This is a genomic window from Bacillus pseudomycoides DSM 12442, assembly GCF_000161455.1.
In the GTDB taxonomy this organism is placed as follows: Bacteria; Bacillota; Bacilli; order Bacillales; family Bacillaceae_G; genus Bacillus_A; species Bacillus_A pseudomycoides.
Window position 1 is genome coordinate 4,842,685 of record NZ_CM000745.1, and the last position, 5,044, is coordinate 4,847,728.

A 5,044-nucleotide genomic window follows, 5' to 3' on the forward strand; every position below is an offset into this window, starting at 1 on the left:
TACCTTTGTACAAACTCTTATAATCTTTCACAGTTCCTTCTAGCCAACGATTTGGAAAAATATGAGGCAAATCTTCCGCTTTTGCGTTCGTGTAGGATAAGCGCCCAGCGCCTTATTCTATTACTAGAACAGGTTTCCAAACGCTCTCCCCCGAACCGGACGTACACGTCTCCATGTATCCGGCTCTCCACTTATCAATCTAGCTTTCCTGCGTGCAATCTATCATGGCAGGAGATACACAATGGAATGGTTTTTCTTTTACGAGCAATCATATGTTGTTCCCAACGCTTTTTTCCTTTAAGGTCTTTTAACTTCCGGACATGATGCATTTCGATAGGAACGTTTTCAATCCCACAATATCCACATTTGAAAGATGCTAATTTTTTTATTAAGCTATTTCTTGCATCAAAATAGAATTTAGGAGGTTGATTGTCATTGAAAAAATAAGATTTTTCTTTTGTTTTTAATTTATGGAAACCTTCATCATAAAAGAGTCTCGTTTGCTGACCATTTTTAGTCCTATATTTAACTCCGAACTTTCCATTTATATTGTACTTAGCAATAATTTGTTTAACTGATTTCCTATATTTTCGTGCGTATGTTTTGAACATACTGTACTTCATGAAATATAGAAAATGGTGCAAAGTGCTTACATTATTGGCAAGTTTGTAATATTCATATAGTCCTTTAATTTCCGCATTATAAATGCTCAGAATTTCGAGATCATCATAACTAATTAAATATGTTCTATGAATTGGCTTCCATTTATTATCCCTTGAAAATTTAATAGCCCTAAGTTCTTTTAGTTTTTCCACCCAAGCCTCGCGAGGTACATAAAGGTGACATTTATAGCTGTTTCCTCGTGTCTTCGCCCCATCTTTTCGCTTCTTTAGCTGTTGAGATCGTACAACTACAATGTCGTAGCCTAGAAACCTAGCTTTCTTATGACTGTGTGTGATTAATGTCTTTTCTTGTAATAGTTCTAGGTTTAGCTTTTGCGAGATAAAGACCGTAAGGTCTTTTTTAACTCTTATTGCATCTTCTTTACTTCCTATGATTCCAATGATGAAATCATCTGCGTAGCGGACATATTGTAGGCGTTTGAAATTTTCATCCATAGGGTCGAAGTAAGGGTGTTTATACATATCTTTTTCTAATTTTTTATATTGCTTAATAAGAGGTTTCTTTTCTTCTTCAGATAATTGATGCCAAACAGGTTTGTACTTATCTTTGAATCTTCTTGCACGTTTTTGATATTTGATATATGCCTTTGTCGTTCTACGTTTCGTATCTTTTTCAAATTGATTCTTGTACTCTTCAATATATTGATCCAGTTCATTAAGATAAATATTTGCTAAGATTGGGCTAATAATTCCACCTTGAGGTGTACCACTATAGGTTCGGTGATATGCCCAGTTCTCTACGTAGCCCGCCTTTAGAAATTTCCATATTAGACGTATGAATCTTTCATCCTTTATTGTCTTACGAAGAATTCCAATTAAAATGTGGTGATCTATATTATCAAAAAAACCTTTTATATCTCCTTCTATGAACCATCGAACCCCATTAAATCGTTCTTTACACTGGACTAGTGCTGTATGGCAACTAAAGTGGGGTCTAAATCCATGTGAATTTTTTGAGAATCGTTGTTCAAATATCGATTCAAGAATTTTCCTTACTACCTCTTGGACTAACTTATCATCGAATGAAGGAATACCTAACGGTCTTCTTCCACCTCTCTTTTTAGGGATAAAAGTTCTTTTCACGGGATTAGGTTGATAGCTTTCATCTTTTAATTTTTCAATGACTTTTTCGATTCTATTTAAACTCATTCCATCAATTGTGAATCCATCTACACCTTTTGTCATGTTGCCTGGATTTGCATAGATTTTGTTGTACGCTGCCATGTAAAACATTGGGTTATAAAGATTTCTGTATACCCTTTCAAAGGTATAGTCTTGATCTTTGGCCTTTCTAGCTAGATTGTCTAAAATCACATTAGGATTTCTCAACGTGTCTCCCACACTTTCCTGTATTTTTTAGACTAGATAAGCTGTTCTCCTTTGCCATGTACTAGGCTTTCCCTAGCTCGGACTACTACGAGAACTCCGTTACCTTATTAAATATTCAGATACCATTTTGTATCATAGCTAAAATTGTTAGCATTTTAACTTAGGTAATCCCCATTTAGCATCTCTAACGACGAGCTTATGATAATGTCGGATGTGACGTTTGCCCTTTTCCTCTTATTGAGGTTGATTGACTGTGGACCATCTGAAAATTACGCACACAAACAACGTATTTTCCATATGTGATAAAGTAACCAAACACCTTTACCAGCTTCAGTCACATAACGTTTGTAGCTACCTTCCGTTATGGGTGACGTTTAAACCCCCTTGGACTGTCATTCAAGCAGTGTAGCCTTCATCCTTATTTATCATCTTTCACCGGCCACCCAGTTGCGATTTGGTAACTAACCGACTAGTGACGTCCCAACATGCTATGGTCGCCGTAGAATTTCTTCTGAACGGGTAAGTTGGGTAGTGATAGAGCTTTGATGGTCTACTCTACGCTATTGCTACATAGCGAATCGTTAGAGCGCCTTATGGGCGCACTTGCGACACATCGAATACATAGCCGACAGAAAAATATAGACGACCTGGTTTCACTTCTATACTTTTAGATTCAATCTGTTTTTTCTCTTCTTCATTCGCTTTTGCAACAGGTTCCCAAGTTCCCCTTTTGTCTTTAAATTTTGCTGTTGTTCGGTTCGGAACAAGGATCTGTATTCCTTTCTCACCCTTATTAACCGAAAATCCTTTTTCTTTCCAAAAAGAAAAGGAACCCACGGCTCTGGATCCCTCAAATTGACTCTGTATTAATGCAATGTTAGATGGTGAATAGCGATAGAATTTTGCCATAAATGACAAATACTCTTTTAAATCTCCTGGTGAACGAAAATAACCTTCTATACTTTTTTCCATCTTTTTCGTGAGTGCTACTACCTTTTGTTTTTTCTCTTCAAATGAAACAGGGGAACGCTTTTTACTCATTGTTTTCCGCTCCCTTTGATGAAGCTTCTATTAATTCATCCATCGTTTCTTCATTCCAAGTTTCTAAGTCTGTTGGAACACATATTTTATAAGTTTTCATGTTGATGGGAATCAGTAAATCGTTTTCTGGAAGCTCAATATAATCAAATAACTCTTGTTCTTCCTCTTCTGTTAATGGGATTGTAACTTCTTGATTTGCGACGTGAAAAGTAACTTCTCTTTCGCCAATACATTTTATAATTCCAAGTTCAATATCTTCATGAAACAATAGCATTTTATCTTCTCCTCTTTTGTTAGTTTAAACAATATTAAAAATCGAAATGTCACACTATCTATGTTGAATTGCTTCCCTCATTTCTTCTCTCAACTCAATTAATTTAAGCATATTTTCTTTTATTTCTTTAATTACATTCTCACTAATATTGATTTCCATCTCTTCGAAATGAGGAAAGTCAAACGGATTAAATTTACCTTCTTTTAAGTGACACATAAATTCAGTACCATCTTTCAATGTGATTTCGGCGGAACCATCTCCAATCCACCTAGTATCATAAAAATCAATCGTACCTTCACTAAAAGAACTATATTTCTCCATTTCCTCAAAAAAAGGTTTTAAAATTTCATTTCTTCTTTCATAAGCCCAATCAGGATTTGCTCTTTCACATTTTATATTTTCACAGATATATCGAGACTGACCATAGTTTCCTTCTCTTGTGTATGATCCACAAACATCACACTTTCCCATTACACGCACCAACCTTTCTTTATAAATTCACTTCCTCCACTGGAACAAACACGTCTTGTTGTTGTCCCTTTGAAGCTTGATGATCCATCTTCTTTTGTCTTTTATGTGCAATTCTATCCTCTACTACTTTTCTTATATGCGTTGTTGCTTCTGTTTCTGCAATATCAGTTGTGCAAACCCCTTGATACTGTTCATGCTCATAGATGCCATTCATAAACTCAATTAACATTTGTGTATTTTTATCAGCACTATTCGTACCAAGTCGGATTTTTGTAAGTTCTTCTTTCAACACCTCATGAAGGTGCTTTGTCACGACTTCTGTAATATATCGAAGCGACCATTCTTGCTGTTTTGCCTGCTCATGATCTCTACACATTTTTGCAAGTGCTACACCGTTATAGCGAATTTGATGTTCTTCCATATAAGCCCTAAAGTAATGATCTGTTTCCTCGTCAATCGTAAATACCCGCTTTACTTCGTTCTCTTTCATCGTTCATATCCCCTCTCATTTTGTTGTTGGATTTCTCTTTGAAGACGCTCATAATAACGTTGATTTTTCCAACTTTCATATTCACTTTTGAATGCACCTTCCATTTTCCTAAGTGCATACTGCATCGAAACATTTTGTTGAAAGTTCTTTCGCTGACTGGGCTTTCGATCTAACATTTTATCAATGCGCTGTCGTTCTTTATCGTATGCTTTCATCTCTTGTAAAAACGCATTTCCCATTCGCTTGTGAAGCTCTTCTATCTTATTTTCTTTATAATTTTCATAGCGTTTTTTATCACCAGAACCTTCTCCATATGCTCTCTTTAATACATCTACTTCTTTATCTAACTTTTGAAGAAACTGCTTATAATCTTCTTTATGATGCTTCTCAATATATTTTTTCGTTAATGCATCGAGATGAGGACGTAGTGGGCGCAATGTATTGTAACTGTATTGCCATTGCCTTTTATCTTCTGGTAAGCGTTTATAAATGAACTGGAATAATGGTTTTAGCTCTCGATTGCGCCATGTGAATGTGGAATCTTCTTTCTTTTTTGCAACCATATTCTTTCGAATTAAATCATTAATCTGTTTTTGTTCCTGACCACGATCCATAATATTTTGAACCACTTTCCCCTTCATCGCATCCAATGTTTTTTGTTTTCGCTTCCCTCGTTCTCTCGTTGGAAATGGTTCAACAGTTGCGACATGAATGTGAAGGTTATCCGTATTATAGTGAATCGCTCCTGACCAAATT

Annotated in this window: 5 protein-coding genes and 2 pseudogenes; all 7 read right to left on the reverse strand. The window is 35.7% G+C overall.

The features are described from left to right. Positions 1-100 (reverse strand): annotated as a pseudogene (locus tag BPMYX0001_RS35025) (ArdC family protein); the annotation flags it as partial. A 94-nt stretch (positions 101-194) separates the two neighbouring features. After that, entirely contained in the window at positions 195-2,012 is a 1,818-nt protein-coding gene (locus BPMYX0001_RS24555) for a reverse transcriptase domain-containing protein (protein ID WP_033799744.1), read from the reverse strand. A gap of 603 nt (positions 2,013-2,615) precedes the next feature. Continuing rightward, a pseudogene (locus BPMYX0001_RS24560) lies at positions 2,616-3,053 on the reverse strand (ArdC family protein); the annotation flags it as partial. Then, positions 3,046-3,327, reverse strand: coding sequence for a hypothetical protein (locus BPMYX0001_RS24565; RefSeq protein ID WP_006096894.1), 282 nt, complete (start codon positions 3,325-3,327; stop codon positions 3,046-3,048). The pseudogene BPMYX0001_RS24560 and the gene BPMYX0001_RS24565, both read right to left, overlap by 8 nt. A 54-nt stretch (positions 3,328-3,381) precedes the next feature. After that, positions 3,382-3,798: a hypothetical protein gene (locus BPMYX0001_RS24570; protein ID WP_006096895.1), complete on the reverse strand. Its 417-nt coding sequence runs from the start codon at positions 3,796-3,798 to the stop codon at positions 3,382-3,384. 19 nt (positions 3,799-3,817) lie between these two features. Then, a complete protein-coding gene (locus BPMYX0001_RS24575) occupies positions 3,818-4,288 on the reverse strand; it encodes a hypothetical protein (protein ID WP_033799313.1) in 471 nt (156 codons plus the stop codon). Next, positions 4,285-5,044, reverse strand: a 760-nt coding sequence (mobP2, locus tag BPMYX0001_RS24580; RefSeq protein ID WP_033799746.1) for a MobP2 family relaxase, incomplete at its 5' end; no start/stop codon positions are given. The genes mobP2 and BPMYX0001_RS24575, both read right to left, overlap by 4 nt.